23 protein-coding genes are annotated in these 21,062 nt (G+C 70.9%); 20 read left to right on the plus strand and 3 right to left on the minus strand.

All coding sequences use genetic code 11. The features are described from left to right. The 13 genes from KOI47_RS13020 (at position 1) to KOI47_RS13080 (ending at position 10,850) form a co-directional block, all read left to right on the plus strand. Entirely contained in the window at positions 1-774 is a 774-nt protein-coding gene (locus KOI47_RS13020; RefSeq protein WP_216216227.1) for a 16S rRNA (uracil(1498)-N(3))-methyltransferase, read from the plus strand. Positions 775-1,295: 521 nt separating this feature from the next. Next, positions 1,296-1,673, plus strand: coding sequence for a histidine triad nucleotide-binding protein (locus KOI47_RS13025; RefSeq protein ID WP_216216228.1), 378 nt, complete (start codon positions 1,296-1,298; stop codon positions 1,671-1,673). 95 nt (positions 1,674-1,768) lie between these two features. Continuing rightward, positions 1,769-2,836, plus strand: coding sequence for a PhoH family protein (locus KOI47_RS13030; protein WP_216216229.1), 1,068 nt, complete (start codon positions 1,769-1,771; stop codon positions 2,834-2,836). After that, complete coding sequence (gene ybeY / locus KOI47_RS13035; RefSeq protein WP_216216230.1) at positions 2,833-3,384, plus strand: rRNA maturation RNase YbeY; 552 nt, start codon at positions 2,833-2,835, stop codon at positions 3,382-3,384. The genes KOI47_RS13030 and ybeY overlap by 4 nt, the downstream gene beginning before the upstream one ends. 8 nt (positions 3,385-3,392) lie before the next feature. Next, complete coding sequence (locus KOI47_RS13040; RefSeq protein WP_216216231.1) at positions 3,393-4,766, plus strand: hemolysin family protein; 1,374 nt, start codon at positions 3,393-3,395, stop codon at positions 4,764-4,766. A gap of 42 nt (positions 4,767-4,808) precedes the next feature. Then, the gene (locus tag KOI47_RS13045; RefSeq protein ID WP_216217279.1) at positions 4,809-5,141 is read left to right on the plus strand and encodes a cytidine deaminase; all 333 of its coding nucleotides are present in this window, start codon (positions 4,809-4,811) and stop codon (positions 5,139-5,141) included. Further along, a complete protein-coding gene (era, locus tag KOI47_RS13050; protein WP_216216232.1) occupies positions 5,138-6,043 on the plus strand; it encodes a GTPase Era in 906 nt (301 codons plus the stop codon). The genes KOI47_RS13045 and era overlap by 4 nt, the downstream gene beginning before the upstream one ends. Before the next feature lie 108 nt (positions 6,044-6,151). Then, complete coding sequence (locus KOI47_RS13055) at positions 6,152-6,925, plus strand: RDD family protein (RefSeq protein ID WP_216216233.1); 774 nt, start codon at positions 6,152-6,154, stop codon at positions 6,923-6,925. Positions 6,926-6,961: 36 nt separating this feature from the next. Then, entirely contained in the window at positions 6,962-7,810 is an 849-nt protein-coding gene (recO, locus tag KOI47_RS13060; RefSeq protein WP_216216234.1) for a DNA repair protein RecO, read from the plus strand. After that, positions 7,791-8,630, plus strand: a complete 840-nt coding sequence (locus KOI47_RS13065) for an isoprenyl transferase (RefSeq protein ID WP_216216235.1) — start codon at positions 7,791-7,793, stop codon at positions 8,628-8,630. The genes recO and KOI47_RS13065 overlap by 20 nt, the downstream gene beginning before the upstream one ends. Beyond that, positions 8,630-9,070: a hypothetical protein gene (locus tag KOI47_RS13070; RefSeq protein ID WP_216216236.1), complete on the plus strand. Its 441-nt coding sequence runs from the start codon at positions 8,630-8,632 to the stop codon at positions 9,068-9,070. Before KOI47_RS13065 ends, KOI47_RS13070 begins: the two co-directional genes overlap by 1 nt. A 17-nt stretch (positions 9,071-9,087) precedes the next feature. Beyond that, entirely contained in the window at positions 9,088-10,119 is a 1,032-nt protein-coding gene (locus KOI47_RS13075) for a permease (protein ID WP_216216237.1), read from the plus strand. Next, positions 10,116-10,850, plus strand: coding sequence for a TIGR03943 family putative permease subunit (locus KOI47_RS13080; protein ID WP_216216238.1), 735 nt, complete (start codon positions 10,116-10,118; stop codon positions 10,848-10,850). Before KOI47_RS13075 ends, KOI47_RS13080 begins: the two co-directional genes overlap by 4 nt. A gap of 12 nt (positions 10,851-10,862) precedes the next feature. Here KOI47_RS13080 and KOI47_RS13085 read toward each other — a convergent pair whose 3' ends face one another. Next, complete coding sequence (locus KOI47_RS13085; RefSeq protein WP_216216239.1) at positions 10,863-11,291, minus strand: Fur family transcriptional regulator; 429 nt, start codon at positions 11,289-11,291, stop codon at positions 10,863-10,865. Further along, positions 11,288-11,683: an ArsR/SmtB family transcription factor gene (locus tag KOI47_RS13090; protein ID WP_216216240.1), complete on the minus strand. Its 396-nt coding sequence runs from the start codon at positions 11,681-11,683 to the stop codon at positions 11,288-11,290. The genes KOI47_RS13085 and KOI47_RS13090 overlap by 4 nt, the downstream gene beginning before the upstream one ends. 274 nt (positions 11,684-11,957) lie before the next feature. On the opposite strand from KOI47_RS13090, the gene KOI47_RS13095 reads away from it, so the two are divergent. From KOI47_RS13095 to KOI47_RS13115, 5 genes are all read left to right on the plus strand, one after another. Continuing rightward, positions 11,958-13,307, plus strand: coding sequence for a hypothetical protein (locus KOI47_RS13095; RefSeq protein ID WP_216216241.1), 1,350 nt, complete (start codon positions 11,958-11,960; stop codon positions 13,305-13,307). Between the two features lie 4 nt (positions 13,308-13,311). Further along, a complete protein-coding gene (locus KOI47_RS13100; RefSeq protein WP_216216242.1) occupies positions 13,312-13,971 on the plus strand; it encodes a class F sortase in 660 nt (219 codons plus the stop codon). Between the two features lie 107 nt (positions 13,972-14,078). Then, positions 14,079-15,467 carry a glycine--tRNA ligase gene (locus KOI47_RS13105; protein ID WP_216216243.1) on the plus strand — a complete coding sequence of 463 codons (1,389 nt, stop codon included), beginning with the start codon at positions 14,079-14,081 and terminating at the stop codon, positions 15,465-15,467. Positions 15,468-15,567: 100 nt separating this feature from the next. Then, positions 15,568-16,143, plus strand: coding sequence for a YdcF family protein (locus KOI47_RS13110; RefSeq protein ID WP_216217280.1), 576 nt, complete (start codon positions 15,568-15,570; stop codon positions 16,141-16,143). A gap of 60 nt (positions 16,144-16,203) precedes the next feature. After that, a complete protein-coding gene (locus tag KOI47_RS13115) occupies positions 16,204-17,481 on the plus strand; it encodes a deoxyguanosinetriphosphate triphosphohydrolase (protein WP_216216244.1) in 1,278 nt (425 codons plus the stop codon). A 15-nt stretch (positions 17,482-17,496) separates the two neighbouring features. Here KOI47_RS13115 and KOI47_RS13120 read toward each other — a convergent pair whose 3' ends face one another. Further along, the gene (locus KOI47_RS13120) at positions 17,497-18,021 is read right to left on the minus strand and encodes a carboxymuconolactone decarboxylase family protein (RefSeq protein ID WP_216216245.1); all 525 of its coding nucleotides are present in this window, start codon (positions 18,019-18,021) and stop codon (positions 17,497-17,499) included. Positions 18,022-18,127: 106 nt separating this feature from the next. On the opposite strand from KOI47_RS13120, the gene KOI47_RS13125 reads away from it, so the two are divergent. Together KOI47_RS13125 and KOI47_RS13130 are read left to right on the plus strand one after the other, a co-directional pair. Next, the gene (locus KOI47_RS13125; protein ID WP_216216246.1) at positions 18,128-19,249 is read left to right on the plus strand and encodes a serpin family protein; all 1,122 of its coding nucleotides are present in this window, start codon (positions 18,128-18,130) and stop codon (positions 19,247-19,249) included. A 5-nt stretch (positions 19,250-19,254) separates the two neighbouring features. Next, positions 19,255-21,060 carry a glycosyl transferase gene (locus KOI47_RS13130; RefSeq protein WP_408629933.1) on the plus strand — a complete coding sequence of 602 codons (1,806 nt, stop codon included), beginning with the start codon at positions 19,255-19,257 and terminating at the stop codon, positions 21,058-21,060. The last annotated feature ends 2 nt before the right edge of the window (positions 21,061-21,062 follow it).

The following is a 21,062-nucleotide window of genomic DNA, read 5'->3' on the forward strand; positions in this document are numbered from 1 at the left end:
GTGCCGGACAGCACGCCGCCGCTGTTCCTGGTGGCCGAGCTTCCCGCGGGGGAGCGGACCGTGCTGACCGGCGAGGAGGCCCGGCACGCAGGCACGGTGCGGCGCACCCGTGCCGGGGAACGACTGGCCCTCTCCGACGGCACGGGCGGGATCGCCTACTGCGTGGTCGAAGCCGTCCGGGCCGGCCGCGAGCCCGAACTCGAGCTACGGGTGGAACGGCGTGCGGTGCAGCCCGCTCCTGCCCTGCGGGTCACCGTCGCACAAGCGTTGATCAAGGGCGACCGCGGGGAACTGGCCGTCGAGCTGGCCACCGAGGCCGGGGTGGACGCCCTGCTGCCCTGGCGGGCCGCCCGGTGCGTGGCCAGATGGGACGAGGGGCCCCGCGGCGCCAAGGCGCTGGCCCGATGGCGCGGCACCGTCCGCTCCGCGGCCAAACAGGCCCGCCGGGCCCGGGTGCCGGAGGTCGGCGAGCCGGTGGACACCCCGGCACTGGCCGCGGCCGTACGCCGGGCCACCCGGGCTCTGATCCTGGACGCCGGGGCACCGCACTCGATTGCGGGCACCCCTTTGCCCGAATCCGGTGAGCTGCTGGTGATCGTGGGACCCGAGGGCGGCATCGCGCCGGAGGAGACGAAACTGCTGGTCGAAGCCGGTGCCGAAGGGGTGCGGCTCGGCCCTTCGGTGCTGCGGGCCTCCACCGCGGCCGCGGTTACGCTCGGTGCGCTCGGGGCGCTCACCACTCGATGGGAGTACACTGACAGTGCGCCCGAGTAGCGTTAATCTTCGGAACCCGGAAAATTTTCTAGGCCATTTCGGGTGGGGTGGTGGCGCGATCCCGGGGGCAGCCGTTACTCTCGTTAATTAACACGCCACACACGGTTGGCGCACCGGGGGACAAACCCTCCGGTATGCTCGGCCTAGTGGCGAAGCCCCGCCGGACACCTCCCCCCTCGGTCCGGCGGAGCCGCGGTGGCGGTGGAGCGACCCCCAGGCTTCACCGCCCCGCGGCGGTCTAGTCGCTTACCAGTTCCCTCTTGGGTGGTGAAGTGTGTTTTCTGGGGGGCGAGCCCCCCAGACCCCCACGACCGCCCCACGGCTCGTTGGAATAACGGGTTACGTGTATGTGGACGGCCAATGCGCGGTTGTGGCGGGCAAACGCGTGGATGTGGCGGGCAAACACGGCGGGGCGGTGTGTTTGCCGTTCCCGCGCACGCTTTGGCCCTCCACGCGCACGCGTTGGCCGTTGGCGTACATGGGTGGCGCGGTGGGCGGCACCGGGTTCTAGGCTCTGGGCCATGAGTGAAGCGGAGAACCTGTTCGAGCGGATCATCGCTCGGGAGATCCCGGCCGACATCGTGCACGAGACCCCCAACACCCTGGCGTTCCGGGACATCAACCCGCAGGCGAAGACGCATGTGCTGGTGGTGCCGAAAACCCGCTACCGCAACGTGGCCGAACTCGCCGCCGAGCCGGAGCTGCTGGCCGAGGTGATCACCACTGCGCGCGCCGTGGCGGAGCTGGAAGGCATCGTGGACTCCGGATACCGGGTGGTGTTCAACACCGAGCGGGACGCCGGGCAGACCGTCTTCCACGTGCACGCGCACGTCCTCGGCGGGGAACAGCTCGGCTTCTTCGGACGTTACGAGGGAAGGGGCAACCCACACGACGGGTAATCGCCTGCCCTTCGCCCCCGGTACCGTTAGCATCGGGGGCGTTCAAGACCAGACCCGACGAGCAGCGAACGCGCAGAAAGCAGGCCCGAGCGCACGTGGCCGGTACCGCACAGGGTGGAGCCGCCCGACCCGACCTCCCCGAGGGCGTCCCACCGCAGGCGACCGAGGCGGTCGTCCAGTCCGCACAGTCCAAGTTCCCCGTTCCCGAGACGGCCCTGCTCCCGTTGCTGGGCTCGCGCGACCAGAACCTCCGGGTGGCCGAGGATCTGCTCGACGCCGACGTGCACGTGCGGGGAAACGAAGTCACCCTCACCGGCGCACCGGCCGATGTCGCCTTCGCCGAACGGGTGTTCGCCGAGCTGGTGACCCTGGCCGGACGCGGCCAGGAGGTCGGCCCGGACGCCGTACGGCGCACCGTGTCGATGCTTTCCGCAGGTGGCGCCGAGGCACCCTCCGAGGTGCTCAGCATGGACATCCTGTCCCGCAGGGGGCGGACCATCCGGCCGAAGACGCTGAACCAGAAGCGGTACGTCGAGGCGATCGACGGGCACACCGTGGTGTTCGGCATCGGGCCCGCGGGCACCGGTAAGACCTACCTCGCCATGGCGAAGGCCGTGCAGTCCCTGCAGGCCAAGCAGGTGAACCGGATTGTGCTCACCCGGCCCGCGGTCGAGGCTGGGGAGCGGCTGGGTTACCTGCCCGGCACGCTGTACGAGAAGATCGACCCGTACCTGCGGCCGCTCTACGACGCCCTGCACGACATGGTGGACCCCGAGTCCATCCCACGGCTGATGCAGGCCGGCACGATCGAGATCGCCCCGCTGGCCTACATGCGCGGGCGCACCCTGAACGACGCCTTCATCATCCTGGACGAGGCGCAGAACACCACCCCGGAACAGATGAAGATGTTCCTCACCCGGCTCGGGTTCGGATCGAAGGTCGTGGTCACCGGCGACGTCACCCAGGTCGACCTGCCCAGCGGGCAGCGCAGCGGCCTGCGGATCGTGCAGGAGATCCTGGACGGCGTGGACGACCTGAACTTCACCAACCTCACCAGTGAGGACGTGGTGCGGCACAAGCTGGTCGGCGACATCGTGGACGCCTACGAGAAATGGCAGGCGACCAACGAGGAGCCCGGCAACGGGTGGAAGGGCCGGCGGTGAGTATCGAGATCGCCAATGAGTCCGGGATGCGGCTGGACGAGGCCTCGATCGTGTCCGCGGCGCGGTTCGCGCTGGACAAGATGGAGGTCAGCCCGCAGGCCGAGCTTTCGGTCCTGCTGGTCACCCTGGACGTGATGGAAGACCTGCACGAACGCTGGATGGACCTGCCAGGGCCCACCGACGTGATGGCCTTTCCGATGGACGAGCTGGAGTCCACCCGCAGGCCGGACGCGGCCGAGGCCTCGCCCGCGCTGCTCGGGGACATCGTGCTCTGCCCAGCCTTCGCCAAAGACCAGGCGCGCACCGCGGGCCACTCGCTGGCCGATGAGATGCATCTGCTCACCGTGCACGGGGTGCTGCACCTGCTCGGATACGACCACGCCGAGCCCGCCGAGGAACGCGAGATGTTCGGCCTGCAGAAGCGCATCCTCGCCGAGTTCCAGACCGCGGCCAGGGCGGCACGGCAGCGGGACGCGCAGCGCAGCGCGGATGACCGCCTGCTCGGCACCGCGGGCCTGGACGGCGCCCCCGCGGATCCCACCTCCTAGGCGGTGCCGTGACCGACTCCACGCCATTGCTGCTCATCGCCGTGGTGCTGGTCCTGCTGGGCAGCGTGTTCGCGGCGGCCGACGCCGCGGTGAGCACGGTGTCCCGGGCCAGGGCCGACGGGCTGGTGCGGCTCGGCCGCTTCGGCGCGCGCCAGCTCTCCCTGGTGATCGACGAACGCAGGCGGCACATCAACCTGTTGCTGCTGCTGCGCACCACCTGCGAACTCACCGCGACTGTGCTGGTCACCCTGGTGTTCGTGGACTGGATCGAACCGGCATGGCTGGCCGTGCTGGTGGCCGTGCTGGTCATGGTGGTGCTCAGCTACGTGGTCATCGGGGTCGGGCCGCGTACGGTCGGCCGCCAGCACCCCTACCGGGTCGGGCTGCTGGTCGCGGGGCCGGTCCGGGTACTCGGCTCCGTCCTCGGGCCGCTGAGCAAGCTGCTGATCCTGCTCGGTAACGCGATCACCCCCGGCAAGGGCTTCCGGGAGGGGCCGTTCAGTTCCGAGATCGAGCTGCGCGAACTGGTCGACCTCGCCGAGCAACGCGGGGTGGTGGGCACCGACGAGCGGGAGATGATCCACTCGGTGTTCGAGCTGGGCGACACGGTGGCCCGCGAGGTCATGGTGCCGCGCACCGAGATCGTCTGGATCGAGCAGACCAAGACCGTCCGGCAGGCGCTTGCGCTCTCCCTGCGCACCGGGTTCACCCGGGTACCGGTGATCAGTGAGTCGGTGGACGACATCGTCGGCGTGGTCAACCTCAAGGACCTGGTGCAGGCCTATCTCGCCGAGGGCGGTTCCAGCAGGCCGGTACAGGAGCTGATGAACCCGGCGGGCTACGTGCCGGACTCCAAGCGGCTGGACGAGCTGCTCAAGGACATGCAGCGCTCCCGCAACCACATGGCGATCGCGGTGGACGAGTACGGTGGCACGGCCGGGCTGCTGACCATCGAGGACATCCTGGAGGAGATCGTCGGCGAGATCACCGACGAGTCCGACACCGAGGAACGCCCGCCGGTGGAGTACCTGGACGAGCGCTCGGTGCGGGTGTCGGCCCGGCTCGGCGCGAGTGACCTCGGCGAGCTGTACGGGGTCGAGCTGGAGGACCACGACGTGGAGACGGTCAGCGGGCTGCTCGCGCAACGGCTCGGTAGGGTGCCCCTGCCCGGCGCCGAAGCCGAGGTGGCCGGCCTGCGCCTGCATGCGGAGGGCGGCAAGGACCGGAGGGGCCGGATGCGGATCACCACCGTGGTCGTGCGGCCCTGCGACGACAGCATCACCGGTCCGCGGATCCGGCTGGACACCGCGAACTCCCGCCAGGGAGCCGGGACGGCCGTGGCCGAACACGACGAACGAGACAGGAATGTCGACCATGCCTGAAAGCGCACGGCGAGGCCGGGCGCACGAGTTGCGAAGGTGACGATGGATCCCGAGGACGAGAAGCTCGTGACGCTGGCCAGGTCGGCGCGCGCCAGGAACCAGGCCGCCGAGGGTGCCGCGGTACGGGACACCGACGGCCGGACCTACGCCGCGACCACGGTCCGGCTCCGCTCCTTCGCGCTGACCGCGCTGCAGGCCGCGGTGGCCGCCGCCGTCTCGAGCGGGGCGGAGAACCTGGAGGCCGCGGCGATCGTCACCGACGAGCCCCTGTTCGACCAGGCCTCCGTGCATGCCGTGCGCGACATCGCCGAGAAGGCGCCCATCTACCGCGCCGACTCGTCCGGATCGGTGCAGGAGGTCCTGCGCCAGTCGTGAACACCACTCCCGAACACCGGTCCGGGTTCGCCTGCTTCGTCGGCAGGCCGAACGCGGGCAAGTCCACGCTGACCAATGCGCTGGTCGGCTCCAAGGTGGCGATCACCTCCAGCAAACCGCAGACCACCCGGCACGCGATCAGGGGCATCGTGCACCGGCCGGACGCGCAGCTGGTGATCATCGACACACCCGGGCTGCACCGGCCGCGCACGTTGCTCGGTGAGCGGCTGAACGACATCGTGCACTCCACCTGGGCCGAGGTGGACGTGGTCGGGTTCTGCGTGCCGGCCGACGAGAAGATCGGCCCCGGGGACCGGTACATCGCCACCGAGCTGCGCAAGGTCGCCCGGCGCACCCCGGTGCTCGGCGTGGTCACCAAGACCGACCTGGTGTCCCAGGACCGGGTCGCCGAGCAGCTGGTCGCCCTGCAGGAACTGATGGACTTCGCCGAACTGGTGCCGGTGTCGGCTGTGGACGGGTTCCAGGTGGGCACGGTCGCCGACCTGCTGGTCGGCAGGCTGCCCGAGGGGCCGCAGCTGTACCCGGACGGCGATCTCACCGACGAGCCGGAGCAGACGCTCGTCGCCGAGCTGATCAGGGAGGCCGCGCTGGAGGGGGTGCGCGACGAGCTCCCGCACTCCATCGCGGTGACCGTGGAGGAGATGCATCCCCGGGACGGCCGCGCGGACCTGGTGGACGTGTACGCCCTGGTGTATGTGGAGCGGCCCAGCCAGAAGGGCATCATCCTCGGGCACAAGGGCGAGCGGCTCAAGCAGGTCGGCGCCACCGCGCGCAGGCACATCGAGGCGCTGCTGGGCAGCAAGGTGTATCTCGACCTGCACATCAAGGTGGCCAAGGACTGGCAGCGCGACCCCAAGCAGCTGCGCAGGCTCGGTTTCTGAGGATCGGTGCCCCGGCCGCAGGCGGTGACGGCAGGCACGGCGCCGGGACGGTACGCTCCGCCCGCACCTGTTGCCCATGGGGAACCGAGCAAGGGGGAGACAGACCCGATGACCAACCCGTACGGCCAGCAGCAGCCCTACGGCCAGCCCGGCTACGGTCAGCAGCCCGGCTACGGCCAGCCGGGCCCGTCCGCGCCGCCTCCGCAGGGCCCGCCGTCCGGTGGCTTCCCCGGTCCGCCCCAGGGTGGCTTCGGGCAGCAGCCCCCGCCTTCCGGTGGCTTCCCCGGCCAGCAGCCACCCGGCTACCCCCAGCAGCCCTACGGTTACCCAGGCGGCAATCCGTATGGCATGACCCCGCCCGGTGGTTACGCGGGCTGGGGGCAGCGGGTCGGCGCCTACCTGATCGACATGGCGCCGTTGCTGGTGGTCTACCTGATCGGTGGCCTGGTCATGCTGGCCTCGGTCGCCGTGGGCGGCATCCTGATCGGGATCGGTGGCCTGGCCGGGCTGGGCTGGACGATCTACAACCGGTGGATCCAGGGTGGCAACACCGGACAGTCCCTCGGCCGAAGGGTGGTCGGCATCCGGCTGCTCAGCGAGCAGACCGGGCAGCCGATCGGCGCGGGCAACGCCTTCGTCCGCGATCTCGCGCACATCATCGACGGGCTGCCGCTCTACCTCGGCTTCCTGTGGCCGCTCTGGGATGACAAGGCTCAGACCTTCGCCGACAAGGCGGTCGGCACCGTGGTGGTGCCCGCGCCCGCGCACGGGTACCCGCAGCAGGGCGCCTTCGGTCAGCAGGCCCAGCCCTACGGCGGCTATCCGGTCCAGCCGCAGGGCGGCTATCCGCAGCCTCCGGCGCAGTATCCAGGGCAGCGCTGACCGCGGCGGGTCGCACCGGGGTGAGACGATAGGACGGTGAGTCTCTATCGCGACACCGGAATCGTGCTCCGGGTGCACAAGCTGGGTGAGGCCGACCGGATCATCACCCTGCTCACCCGCAGGCACGGGAAGGTGCGCGCCGTCGCCAAGGGCGTGCGCAGGACCGGGTCCCGATTCGGTGCCCGCCTGGAGCCGTTCGGCCATGTGGACCTGCAGCTCTACACCGGCCGCACGCTGGACGTGATCACCCAGGTGCAGACCGTGGACGCCTTCGCGGTGCAGCTGGTCGGCGACTACCAGCGCTACACCGCGGCCAGCGCGATCACCGAGACCGCCGACCGGCTCACCGCCGAGGAGGGTGAGCCGGCGCTGAAGCTGTACCTGCTGGTCACCGGGGCGTTGCGGGCGCTTGCCGACGGCGGCAGGGACGCCTCCCTGGTACTGGACGCCTTCCTGCTGCGCGCCATGGCCTTCGCGGGCTGGGCGCCCGCGATCGGTGAATGTGCCCGCTGCGGGCAGCCCGGGCCGCACCGGGCGTTCAACGTGCAGTCCGGCGGCGCGCTGTGCCCGCGTTGCCGGGTCGCCGGCTCGGTGCACCCCGCGCCGGAGGTCTTCACCCTGCTGGACGCGCTGCTGCACGGCGAGTGGGCGGTGGCCGAGGGCACCGCACCGGGGACCAGGCGGGACGTCAGCGGGCTGGTCGCCGCGCACCTGCAATGGCACCTGGAACGCCAGCTCCGGTCGTTGCCCCTGGTCGAACGGCGCCGGGAGCTGCTGAACCCGGGCAGGTTAACCTCGACCGAGTTACCCGAGGACTTGCCCAGTGACATGCCCAAGGACATGCCCGAGGACGTGGAGGTACCAGGTGCGGCGCAGGGGACGTGAGGCCGCGGCACGGCCCGAGCTGCGGGAGCCCGACCCGCATCCCTCCGGCGCGCGGCCCCCGCGGATCCCGCCCGAGCTGGTGCCCAATCACGTCGCGCTGGTGATGGACGGCAACGGCCGCTGGGCCAACCAGCGTGGGCTGCCCCGGATCGAGGGACACAAACGGGGCGAGGCCGTGATGATCGACGTCGCCAGCGGCGCGGTCGAGCTGGGCGTGAAATGGCTGTCGGTATACGCGTTCTCCACCGAGAACTGGAAGCGCAGCCCGGATGAGGTGCGCTTCCTGATGGGCTTCAACCGGGACACCATCCGCCGCCAGGTCGACTACCTCGGCTCGATCGGGGTGCGCATCCGGTGGGCGGGCCGCAGGCCGAAGCTGTGGCGCAGCGTGATCAAGGAGCTGCAGGACGCCGAGGAGAAGACCCGGCACAACACCCGGCTCAACATGACGATGTGCGTCAACTACGGCGGTCGGGCCGAGGTCGGCGACGCCGTGCGGCAGATCGCCAGGCTCGCCGCCGAGGGCAAGATCAACCCGGACAAGGTGGACGACCGCACCATCGCCAAATACCTGTACCAGCCGCAGATGCCGGATGTGGACCTGTTCCTCCGGCCCTCCGGCGAACAGCGCACCTCGAACTTCATGCTGTGGCAGTCCGCCTACGCGGAGTTCGTGTTCCAGGACACGCTGTTCCCGGACTTCGACCGGACCCGCCTGTGGGACGCCTGCCTGGAGTTCGCCAAGCGGGACCGGCGGTTCGGGGCCGCTGTCGATGCTGCCGACGCCGCGGGATCATCCGGGGCCCTATCGGAGGTGTGATGACCACGGAGGCCGCGGATACCGCCGTGCTGCTGAGCCGCGCCAGAGAAGCGCTCGAGCGGTACCTGGAGGTGCGGGTCGACGATGACGGAGCGCTGACCTTCTCGCATGCCGACGTCCCCTGCGTGGTGCAGGCGACGCGGCTCGCCGAAGGGCTGACCGTACTCAGCCTCACCTGCGTGGTGGCCTGGGACCTGCCGGACGACGGGGCGCTGGCCGCTTCCGTGGCCGAGCGGGCCGGGCAGGGGCTGTTCGGCACGCTCGGGGTGGTGCACACCGAGCGCGGGCTCGACCTGACCCTGCGGTACGCCTTCCCTGCGGAGGGCATGGAGGCGGGCCCGCTGGGCACCCTGCTGATGCTGGTGGTGTCCACCGCCTCGCAGGTACGTACCGACCTGCTCGGCCCGGGAGCAGAGCCGGGCGACGGCGCCGCGGGGTGACTGGCATCATCCCCTGAGTGGAAACGATTCCCGAAACCACCGTTGCCGCGGATGGGCAGGCCCGCCGCCGCAGGCGTCGGGGTGGGATCAGCTCGATCGAGGTGCTCTGCGGGATCCTGCTGATCGCCATCCTCGGCCAGTCGCAGCTGCAGTCGGTGCTCGACGTACCGGCGCTGCGCACCGGCTCCACGGTGTTCGTTGCGGTCTGCGTGCAGGCGCTGCCGTTCCTCGTGCTCGGCGTGCTGATCAGCGGAGCGATCGCCGCTTTCGTCCCGGCGCGGGTGCTGCGCAGGGTGCTGCCACGCCGGGAGAACGCCGCGGTGCCGGTGGCCGGCCTCGCCGGGGTCGCGCTGGCGGGCTGTGAATGCGCCTCGGTCCCGGTGGCCCGGCGGCTGATCGGGCAGGGTGCGGCACCGGCCGCCGCGTTGACCTTCCTGCTGGCCGCCCCGGCGGTGAACCCGATCGTGCTGGTCGCCACCGCGGTCGCCTTCCCAGGCGAGCCGGGGATGGTGCTGGCACGGTTCCTCGGCTCGCTGGCCACCGCGATGGTGATGGGCTGGCTCTGGGCGCGGTGGGGCAAGCTGGAGTGGATCGCCGAGCGGGCGCTGCGCAGGCTGCCCGAGGTCCGGGGCGGGGACCGGTGGAAGACCTTCGCCGAGACCGCGCGGGCCGATCTGGTGGACGCGGGCGGCTTCCTGGTGCTGGGCGCGCTGGTGTCGGCGGCGATGGGGGTGCTGGTGCCCGCCCAGTGGTTCGGGGTGCTCGGCGAGCAGGTTGTGGTCGGCATCGTGGTGATGGCCGTGCTGGCCGTGGTGCTGTCGCTGTGCAGCGAGGCGGACGCATTCGTGGCGGCCTCGCTGGCGCCGGTCCCGTTGCTGCCGAAACTGGTGTTCCTGGTGGTCGGGCCCGCCATCGACATCAAGCTGTTCGCGCTGCAGGCCGGTACCTTCGGCAGGTCCTTCGCGCTGCGCTTCGCCCCGGCCACCTTCCTGGTGGCGATCGGCTGCGCGGTCGCGGCCGGGCTGCTCGTGCTGGGCGGGGTGCGATGAGGCGGGAAACGCAGAACATCCTGCTGGTGCTGCTCGGCGGTGCCCTGCTGAAGATCGCGATCAACGGCGACTACCTGCGCTACGTCAAGCCCTCGCAGCAGGTGTGGTTACTCGGCGGGGGAGCGGTGATGGTGATCCTCGGTGTGGTGGCGATGGCGCGGGACCTGCTGGCCGCGCGCGGCACCAGGGAGGAGCAGGCCTGCGGGCATGAGCACCACCATCCCGCGCGCTCGGCCTGGCTGCTGATGGTGCCGGTGCTCGCGGTGTTCCTGATCGCCCCGCCCGCGCTGGGCTCGGACTCGGTCACCCGCACCCCGGCAAGGGCGCCGCGCACCGAGGCCGCCAGGGACGCCGCCACCTTCCCGCCGTTGCCTGCCGGGCAGGTGGTGCCGCTGCCGGTGTCGGAGTTCGTCACCAGGGCAGGCTGGGACTCCGGGGGCACCCTGGACGGCCGCACCGTCTCGCTGTCCGGGTTCGTGGTGCACGACGGCGGGGACACGCTGCTGGCGCGGCTGCGGATCAGCTGCTGCGCGGCCGATGCCTTCCCGCTGACGGTACGGCTCACCGGCCCGGCCGCGGCCACGGCGATCGCGCTGCCTGCGGACTCCTGGATCGAGGTGACCGGGCAGGCGGTGCCGGATACCGCCACCGCGGAGAACGGTTACACCCCGGATCTCACCGTACGTACCGTGCGCGAGGTCCCCGCCCCGGAGGACCCCTACGAGTACTGACGCCTGGGTGGGTCAGGAGGCGCGGGCGCGGCAGGCGGCGCAGGTACCGGCGATCTCGACGGTGTGGCTGATGTCGGAGAAGCCGTTGCCCACCGCGACCTTGTCCGCCCAGCGTTCCACGGCGGGTCCCTCGATCTCCACCGTGTAGCCGCAGTGCCTGCACACCAGGTGGTGGTGATGATGCGAGGAGCAGCGGCGGTAGATCGCCTCACCCGCATCGGTACGCAGCACGTCGATCTCGCCGGCCTCGGAGAGGGACTGCAGGGTGCGATAGACCGTGGTCAGGCCGATACCCTCGCCGCGTTTGCGCAGCTCGTCGTGCAGCTCCTGGGCGGACCGGAAGTCATCGATCTCGTCCAGCAGCTCGACCACGGCGGCCCGCTGCTTGGTGGCCCGGCGACCGGGAACGGGAGCAGGGCCCCGGGTGGCCTGGCCGTTCATGAATGCCCGCCCTCCTCTACGTGTGCGACGGCGTCCACCACGATATGCGCGAGGTGATCGTCGACCAGACGGTAGACCACTTCCCGTCCGCGCCGTTCCCCGCGTACCACCCCTGCGGCCTTGAGCACCCGCAGGTGCTGGCTGATCAAGGGTTGTGCGGTGTCCAGCGCGTCCACCAGCTCGTGTACGCAACGGTGCCCGTCCCGCAGCTGGAGCACGATGGCGATGCGCACCGGCGCGGCCAGCGCGCGCAGCAGTTCCCCTGCCGCGGACAGCGTGGCCGGGGGTTGTGGCGGGGTCGGCGGTGCCGGGGTGTGCGCGGCCGAGTGCTCGTGCTGTTCGGTATCCGCGGGCAACCCAGGGGGCGCGGCGTCCGGGCTCACCGTCGGCATCTCGATCTCCAGCCTTCGTCCTCGGGTCCGGATAAGAAAATGCTATCCGTTGTCGGGAAGTCACTGTCCATCCTAGTGTTGTCCCGCGAGTGGGCGCCGCCGTCACGCCGTGGCAGCGGACACTGCTCCATACGGGTGACGTTGGGGGAAATCTGCGGCGAAAACGGCCCGGCCGTGGGACAAGGTGAACGGTTGTCACGTTCCGCGCGTGCCACCCATCAGGGAGCGGCCGAGACCCGGCGGCTCCCGCACTGGCGACAGAGGCTGAGGAGACATGACTCGTTTCGGGACGAAGCTGGCTGCGGGCACGGCGGCGCTCGCGCTCACGGCCGGATCAGGCACCGCCGCCGCGCAGGACTCATCCGGGGTGAGCGAGGAGACCGGGCCGGTGGCCTTTGCCAATGCGGCCTCGATGCAGGTGCACGACCCGATCGGCCAGAAGAAAGTTTTCACCCTGGTGACCGAGACCCAGCGGTCGCCGCTGCGTACCGGGGTGTCCGCGCTGGCCCAGGACAACTCCACGGTGCCGCGCTCGCCGGAGGACTACGACACGGTCGGCAGGCATTACCGGCTGAGCTTCGGGACCTTCGATCCGGCGGGCGGCCTGTTCCCCGAGGGCGTGCCGAGCCGGGAACACCGGGTGACCGCAGCCCTGAAGGACACCACGGTGCCCGTGGCCACGGCCGAGGCCAACTACGCCCTGCAGGATCTCCAGCAGCCGTCGAGCGGGCAGGACAAGACGGTGCTGGCCTTCCAGGGAGTGCGCAACACGCTCGAGTGCGCCGATCCGGAGAATGTCACCGGCGAGACCACCGCCGAGAAGCTGTGGGTGCTGGACAAGGAAGGCAACCTGGCCGCACGGGACCTGCCGGAGGGCGACCAGCCGCTGGAGGTCGAGGGGCTGGGGTTCGGCCCGCCGATGGATCCCCGGCGCGAGCAGAAGGAGGGGGACGAGACGAAGCTGGTGCCCGTCCCCTATGACCGCGACCTGACCACCTCGGATGTGTCGATCAGCAGGGTGACCGCCTTCGACCAGTTGCTGCGGCAGCAGGAGTGGCGGGACGGCGCGGTCACCGGTGTCGCCGGGTGGAAGGTCACCATCACCAGCCACCTGCGCAAGGAACGGGAAGCCGAGCCGGACGGGGCGGCCACGGCGGAGAACCGGGACCAGGCCGGGGCCACCGGCAACGCCGACCAGGAAGCAGGCACCCAGGACGCCGCCGATCAGGCAACCACCGAGCAGCGGGCCGCCGAGGGCGATCAGCAGGCCGACCGGGGTGACGACCCGCGCAACAGCCAGGACACCGCACCCGAGGGGTCCAAGTTCGAGGACGTGGGAACCATGACGACCACGCTCGTGCTTGGCGGCCTGAGCTGCTCGTTGCCGCAGGGCTTCACGCCCGTCCAGCCCGGTGGCGGCGGGCAGCAGCCGAGCGTGCCGGTGAAGATCCCGGCCGGTGCCTCCTCCGCACCGGTGTCCGCGGCCGTCGCCGACCTGCCCGCGGACCGGGGTGGCTTCCCGACCGGCCTCGTGCTGATCGGCGGCGGCCTGGTGCTGGGCGCCGGGGCGCTGCTCACCCTGCGCGGCAGGCGGCGCGACCGCGCGGCGGAACCGACCGAGTAGGCAGATGGACGAGCCCGTACCCGAGGGCGCCGGCGGGCCCACCCGCCGGCGCCGGGTGCTCGCCGCCGTACTCGGGGTGCTTGCCGTGCTGGCGATCGGTGCCGGCGTGCTGCTGCTGGTGCCCGGCTCCGACGAACCGCAGCGGCAGACCTTCGCCACGCCGGGAACGCCGGTCCGGCTGCCCGCCGCCACGTCCACACCGGACGGTGAGCCCGAGCAACGGCCGGGCACCGTACGGCTGCCGGAGGGCGGCACCGCGAAGCTGGTCCGGCGGGAGCTGACCCACGACGGCGTGCTGCCGATCCCGGACAACCTGGACGAGGCCACCTGGTGGGGTGCGAAGCTCGGCGCCGCGCAGGGGGCGGCGCTGCTGTCCGGGCACGTGAACTGGAAACAGCGGCCCGGCCCGTTCGAGGAACTGTGGCGGGACCGCCCCGGCCAGCGGGTCAGCGTGGTGGACACCCGCGGCGGCCGCTGGGTGTACCGGATCACCGAGGTGCTCACCCTGCACAAGGACGAGCTGCCCGAGCACGCCGAGCGGTTGTTCGGCCAGGACGGCCCGCACCGGTTGGTGCTGGTCACCTGCGGGGGCGACTACGTCGGCGGCTCGGACGGGTACCGGGACAACCGCATCGTCACCGCCGAGTTGGTGAGCAGCCCGTAACTATCGGTGGCCGCGAGTAGCAATCCCCTCGCATGCGGTTCGGGGCGGCCGGATACTCTGACGTGTCGAGTCATTAACGTCCGTTCCCGCATGTCTGGAGAGCGTGGGTGCCCGCCAACACCATTGAGACCGTTGTCAGCCTGTGTAAGCGTCGTGGCTTCGTCTTTCCGTGCGGGGAGATCTACGGCGGTACCCGCTCGGCGTGGGACTACGGGCCGCTCGGCGTCGAGCTGAAGGACAACATCAAGCGCCAGTGGTGGAAGGCCGTGGTGCAGGGCAGGGAGGACGTCGTCGGCATCGACTCCTCGGTGATCCTGCCCCGCCCGGTGTGGGTGGCCTCCGGCCATGTGAACGCCTTCCACGACCCGCTGGTGGAATGCCTTTCCTGCCACCGCCGGTTCCGGGCCGACCAGCTCGCCGAGGACTACGCGGAGCGCACCGGCAAGGAGATCGACGAGGACGACCTCTCCGATGTGCCGTGCCCCAACTGCGGCAACCGCGGCGAGTACACCGAGCCGCGCGAGTTCAACATGATGCTCAAGACGCACCTCGGCCCGGTGGAGACCGAGGAGGGGCTGCACTATCTGCGCCCGGAGACCGCGCAGGGCATCTTCGTGAACTTCCTGAACGTGCAGACCACCTCGCGCAAGAAGCCGCCGTTCGGCATCGGCCAGATCGGCAAGTCCTTCCGCAACGAGATCACTCCCGGCAACTTCATCTTCCGGACCCGCGAGTTCGAGCAGATGGAGATGGAGTTCTTCGTCGAGCCAGGCGAGGACGAGACCTGGCACCAGTACTGGATCGAGAACCGCACCCAGTGGTACACCGATCTCGGGATCAGCTCGGAGAACCTGCGGCATTACGAGCATCCCAAGGAGAAGCTCTCGCACTACGCGAAGCGCACCGTGGACATCGAGTACCGGTTCGGCTTCTCCTCCGGCCAGGAGTGGGGCGAGCTCGAGGGCATCGCGAACCGGACCGACTTCGACCTCACCACGCACTCCAACCACTCCGGGGTGGACCTTTCCTACTTCGACCAGGCCTCGGGTGAGCGGTACCGGCCGTTCGTTATCGAGCCCGCGGCAGGCGTCGGGCGGTCGATGATGGCCTTCCTTGTGGACGCCTACACCGAGGACGAGGTGCCCAACGCCAAGGGCGGCGTGGACAAGCGGTCGGTGCTGAAACTGGATCCGCGGCTGGCCCCGTACAAGGTCGCCGTGCTGCCGCTTTCCCGTAACGCCGACCTCACCCCGAAGGCCAGGGACATCGCGACCATGTTGCGCCGCAACTGGAACGTCGACTTCGACGACGCGGGCTCGATCGGCAAGCGGTACCGGAGGCACGAGGAGATCGGCACCCCGTTCTGCGTCACCGTCGACTTCGACTCGCTGGAGGACCACGCGGTCACCGTGCGGGAGCGCGACACCATGAGCCAGGAGCGGGTGGCCATCGACAAGCTGGAGGCCTACCTGGCCCCCCGCCTGCTCGGCTGCTGAGGCCCGGTTCTGGGAAGATGACCTTGTGACTGGTGCTGTGCAGACTCCGGGGCCCGTGCGCTGGGTACGTCGTGCCGTGCTCGGTACGGTGCTGATCGCCATGCTGGTGGTCGGCGGCACGGCGCTGCGGGTCTGGCAGGACGCCCGCGGGGACGACCGCACCCGGGCGGACGTGATCGTGGTGCTCGGGGCGGCGCAGTACAACGGCAGGCCATCGGAGATCTTCGAGGCCCGGCTCGCGCATGCCAGGGACCTGTACCAGCAGGGGGTCGCCGACACGGTGGTGACCTCCGGCGGGAGCCGGGCAGGCGACAACTACACCGAGGCCGAGGCCGGGGCGGCCTGGCTGGTCGAACAGGGCGTGCCCCGCGCGGCGACCATGCCGGTCGGCACCGGCAGCGACACCCTGGGGACCCTGCGTGCGGTCACCAGCCGGGTGCAGGAGCGCGGCTGGAACACCGCGGTGATCGTCAGCGACCCGTGGCACTCGCTGCGGGCCAGGACGATGGCCATCGACTCCGGCCTGCGGGCATGGACCTCGCCGACGCACAGCGGTCCGGTGGTGCAGACCAGGGAGACCCAGGCGAAGTACATCTTCCGGGAGACCGCCGCGCTGCTGTACTACCGGCTGTCCAAGATGCCCGCGGAGGACATCGGCGGCGCGGGCCTGGGCTGATCCCGGTGTCTTGCGCCGGAGGGCTGCTCCCGTCGGTGCCTGCGCATATTCTTGCGTTCGATGAACCACTACGGTCGGCACGATCGCGAACGCCGCCTCGCCGAAGCACCCAAGGGCGCGGTGCTGGCGGGCGCGCGTGCGGACGAGCGCAGCCCGTTCGCAAGGGACCGGGCGCGGGTGCTGCATTCGGCCGCGCTGCGCAGGCTGGCCGGGAAGACCCAGGTGGTCGGCCCGGGGGAGGGCGCCGAGGTCAGCGGGGTGCCGCGGACCCGGCTGACCCACTCGCTGGAGGTCGCCCAGATCGGCAGGGGTATCGCCGAGGAACTGGGCGCCGATCCGGACCTGGTGGACACCGCGGGCCTCGCACACGACATCGGCCACCCGCCGTTCGGGCACAACGGCGAGCAGGCGCTGGCCGAGGTGGCCAAGGAATGCGGCGGTTTCGAGGGCAACGCACAGACCCTGCGCATCCTCACCAGGCTGGAGCCGAAGGTGCTCACCGCCGATGGCGCCGCCGTCGGGCTGAACCTCACCAGGGCCTGCCTGGACGCCGCCACCAAGTACCCCTGGCCGCTGGCGGCCGGGGAGACCAAGTTCGGCGCCTATGCCGACGACGAGGACGTGCTCGCCTGGATCCGGGACGGCGCGCCGCCGCGTCGCCCGTGCCTCGAAGCGCAGATCATGGACTGGTCCGACGATGTGGCCTACTCGGTGCACGACGTGGAAGACGGCGTGCTGGCAGGCCGGATCTCCCTGCATGTGCTGGCCGATCCCGGGGAACGCGCCGCCGTCGCCGAGCTGGCCGCGAAGCACTTCTCCACCAAATCGCTGTCTACTTTGGAGGATGCGGCACGGGAACTGCTGCGGCTGCCGGTGGTCGCCGCGGTGGCCAGCCCCGGCTACGACTCCTCGCTGGCCGCGCAGGTGGCGCTGAAGCGGCTGACCAGCGAGCTGGTGGGCCGCTTCGCCGCCGCGGCGGTCACCGGAACCAGGGCGGCCTACGGCGAGGGCCCGCTCTGCCGCTACGCCGCCGACCTGCGGGTTCCCGAGCAGGTCGAGGCGGAGGTGGCCCTGCTGAAGGCACTCGCCCTGCGGTACGTGATGAGCGACCGGCGGCGGCTTGCCATGCAGGACGGCCAGCGCCAGGTGCTGATCGAGCTGGTCGAGCTGCTGTCCCGGCGGGCGCCGGAGTCGCTGGATCCGGCCTTCCACCCGGCCTGGCACGCCGCGGGGGACGATCCGGCCCGGCTGCGCGTGGTGATCGACCAGGTCGCCGCGCTCACCGACGCCCAGGCGCATGCCTGGCATGCCTGGCACACCGGCCGGCATGGCTCGTGACCGGCTCGCCGTGTCTCAGTCCGTGTCCCGGTCCTGCCGGCCGGGCCCCCGGTAGCCGTGCGCGAGCACATGCTGGGCATGGATCGCGAAGTCCGTGGCGGGATCCTCCGGCATGACCGTGCCGAGCCCGTCGACGTAGCGGTTGTACATGCAGAACGCCGCGGCGATGAGCACCGTGTCGTGGATCTCCAGGTCCGAGGCACCCGCCGCGCGGGCCGCGGCGACCTGCGACCCGGTCACCGCGGTGCCCGATTCGCGCACCCGGTCCGCGATCTCCAGCAGTGCCGCCAGCTTGGCGGAGATCTCCGGGTCCGGGCCGAGCGCGGCATGCGCCACCGCATGATGCGCGGTGGCGCAGAACTGACATTCGTTGCCCTCCGACACCCTGGCCGCGATCAGCTCGCGTTCGCCCGGCGACAGGGTGCTCGGCCCGTGCAGCAGTACATGCGCGAGTTCGGCGAGCGGACCTGCGGTCTCCGGCCGGTATCGCAACAGCCCGGCCAGCCCGGGCCCGTCGTTGTCCAGCTCGATATGCGGCATCTCGGCCTCCCTGCGGCCGAGGCTATCCGCGGATGGGCAGGTGGAACTTCTTCGATCCTGCCCTGCCGGGCATCCGGGCAGGCCGATCTCACGGTAGCGTCGGGGAATGGCTGACAGCGCGAGTGAACTGGCTCACCTGAGCTTCACCCTGGCCCTGCACGAGGTGCTCGCGACCCGCGGCGGTGACACCTGCTACTCGCCGTACTCCATGGCCAGCGCGCTCGGCCTGGCAGGCCAGGCGGCCCGCGGTGAGACAGCCGCCGAGCTGGCCGGACTGCTCACCGGGCACGGCGCGGACCTTGCGGCCCATGCCGGGTTGTTGCGGCGGGCGGCCGTGCTCGCCGCGGCGGGCGAGGACGAGGAGGACACCCCCGTGCTCGCGGTTTCGAACACCCTGTGGGCCTGGGAGCAGCTGCCCCTCAAGCCGGAGTTCCTCGACGAGCTGGCGGCCTGGCCCTCGGGCGCGGTACGGACCGCGCCGTTCGTGGCCGATCCCGATGCGGCCCGCCGCCTGATCAACACCGAGGTCGCCGAGGCGACTCACCAGCTGATCCCGCAACTGCTCGAACCGGGCTCGGTGGACGAGGACACCGTCGCCAGCATCGTCAACGCGCTGTACCTGCGCGCCGCGTGGACCCTGCCGTTCCCGGAGTCGGAGACGCGGGATGCGGACTTCCACGCCCCGGACGGCACCCGCAGGGTGCCCACCATGCACCACGCCGAGTGGCTCGGCTACACGGCCGCGCAGGGCTGGCAGGCGGTCACCCTGCCGGTGGCCGGGGGGTTGCAGGCCGTCGTCCTGCTCCCGGATGGTGACCTGGCCGAGCAGGAGTCCCAGCTGACCGCGGAGACCCTGCGGGAACTGCTGGACGACCAGGGGCGGGCCATGGTGAACCTGGCGTTGCCGAGGTTCCGGCTGGACCTGCGTTCCCCGATGACCGAGGTGCTGCAGACACTCGGGGTACGCACGATGTTCACCGCGCGGGCCGATCTCGGCGGCCTCACCGACGACGACCGGCTGGCGGTGTCCGAGGTGCTGCACCAGGCCGTGCTGCGGATCGACGAGCAGGGGCTGGAGGGCGCCGCGGCCACCGCGGTGATGATGCGGCTGGTGTCCCTGCCCTCCGGTGAGCCGGTCACCGTGCGGGCCGACCGGCCCTTCCTGTTCCTGGTCCGGCACCCGGAGACCGGCGCGGTCTACTTCCTGGCCAGGGTCGTCCGGCCGTGACGCAGCTGACCAGCGGAGCGCTGCCCTCCTGGGGCAGACCCTGGCCGGAAACCGGCTCCACCCCCGCGGCACGACCGGCCAGGTCGCTCCGGCCGAACCTCGCCGAACTCGCCGTGCTGGCCGGTTTCCTGCTGGGCGCCTTCCTCATCTACCGTCCGTTGTGGACGAACCTGGAACGCGGGTACCTGACCGACAGCGGGCAGGACCAGCACATGTGGGAGTGGTTCTTCGCGGTCACCGCGGACGCCGTGGCCCACTGGGAGAACCCGCTGTTCAGCGAGCTGCAGAACCACCCCGACGGGGTGAACCTGATGGCCAACACGGCCATGCTCGGGCTGGGCGTCCCGCTGACCCCGGTGACCCTGGCCTTCGGGCCGGCCGTCACCTGGGCGATCGCGCTGACCGGCGGCCTCGCAGGCACCGCGGCCGCCTGGTACTGGGTGCTGTCCCGGCACCTGGTGCACTCCCGGATCGGTGCCGCGATCGGCGCGGCGGTGTGCGGGTTCGCGCCGCCGATCATCTCGCACGCCAACGCGCACCCGAACTTCGTCGTCCTGTTCGTGCTGCCGTTCCTGCTGCTGTGCCTGCTGAAACTGGCGCGCGGGCAGCGTCCGGTCCGCACCGGCATCCTGCTCGGGCTGTTGCTGGCCTGGCAGATCTTCCTCGGCGAGGAGCCGTTGCTGATCGGGGCCACCACCTTCCTGATCTTCGCCGTGGCCTACGCGCTGTTCCGGGCGGAGGAGGTACTGGGCATGCTGCGGCCGCTCGGCACCGGGCTCGCCGTCGCGGCCGGTGTCTCCCTGCTGCTGGTGGCCTTCCCGTTGTGGTGGCAGTTCTTCGGCCCGCAGAGTTACGGCAGGCTGGAGCATGGGCTGGTCGGCAACGACGCGGCCGCGTTCACCGCGTTCGCCACCGAGTCGGCGGCGGGCCACCGGGAGGTGGCGCGCGAGCTGTCGCTGAACCGCACCGAGGAGAACGCCTTCTTCGGCTGGCCGCTGATCCTGCTGCTGCTGGTGATCGCGATCTGGTTGTGGCGCAACGCCGCCGCCAGGGCGGTGACGGTCGCGCTGTTCCTGATGGCCTGGATCTCCACCGGGATCCTGCTCGTGGTGGACGGGACCGTCACCACCCTGCCCGGCCCCTGGCTGGCGATGTTCCAGCTCCCGCTGTACGAGTCCGTGCTGGAGTCCCGGTTCGCCCTCGGTTGCGTGCCGCTGATCGGCATCCTGCTCGCCATGGGCACCGACCGGGTACTGCGCACCTGGCCGCGGTTGCCGGAGTGGCGTATCCCGCTGCGGGTGGTGTGGTTCTCCGCCCTGTGCACCGCCCTGCTGCCGATCTCGCCCACCGAGCTGCGGGTGCACGACCGGCCGGCCACCCCGGAGTTCTTCACCGAGGGCACCTGGCGGGAGTACGCCCGGCCCGGCCGGGCCGTGGTCACCGTGCCGCTGCCGGACACCGGCGACGCGCGGGCGCTGCGCTGGCAGATCGAAAGCGGGCTGGAGTTCCCGCTCGCCGAGGGCTACTTCGTCGGGCCGGGTACCGACCCCGATCGCGGTACCTACGGCGCGGTGCGCAGACCCAGCTCCCGGCTGCTGGAGGAGGTCTCCGACTCCGGGGAGGTGGCCGAGGTCGGCACCCAGGAACGCGTGGACATGCTGACCGACCTGCGGTTCTGGCGAGCGGACGTGGTGGTGCTCGGGCCGCACGAGCACGAGCAGGCGTTGCGCGAGACGGTGGAGCTACTGCTGGCCAGGCCGGGCCGCACGGTGGACGGCGTGTGGTTCTGGGACGTGCGGGAGATGACCTGAAA

This window comes from Amycolatopsis aidingensis (assembly GCF_018885265.1).
In the GTDB taxonomy this organism is placed as follows: Bacteria; Actinomycetota; Actinomycetes; order Mycobacteriales; family Pseudonocardiaceae; genus Amycolatopsis; species Amycolatopsis aidingensis.